The organism is Wenyingzhuangia sp. 2_MG-2023 (assembly GCF_030548295.1).
Classification (GTDB): Bacteria; Bacteroidota; Bacteroidia; order Flavobacteriales; family Flavobacteriaceae; genus Wenyingzhuangia.
In genome coordinates, this window is sequence record NZ_JAUOSB010000219.1 from 1 (window position 1) to 232 (window position 232).

A 232-nucleotide genomic window follows, 5' to 3' on the forward strand; every position below is an offset into this window, starting at 1 on the left:
TAAGAGACAGATTTAGAGGTGTCGTTATATTATAGATAGAAAACGTATATCTTTGCTGCGTTTTCGATACTCAATAAGTTAAGTTTTGGGTTGTTCGTTTTTAGCCAGCCCACTGCCGACAATTTGATAGAAACTATGCATGTAGAAAGCTACGCGATAGCTCGTTTGGACACGAGTTCGATTCTCGGCGTCTCCACAATTAAAAAAAATAAACAACTTACTTGTAGGGGTT

The 232-nt window shown here is 37.9% G+C and carries 1 other RNA gene; it reads left to right on the forward strand.

The window, feature by feature from the left end:
• Positions 1 to 199: a transfer-messenger RNA gene (ssrA, locus tag Q4548_RS17090) on the forward strand; the annotation flags it as partial.
• Positions 200 to 232: the final 33 nt, after the last annotated feature.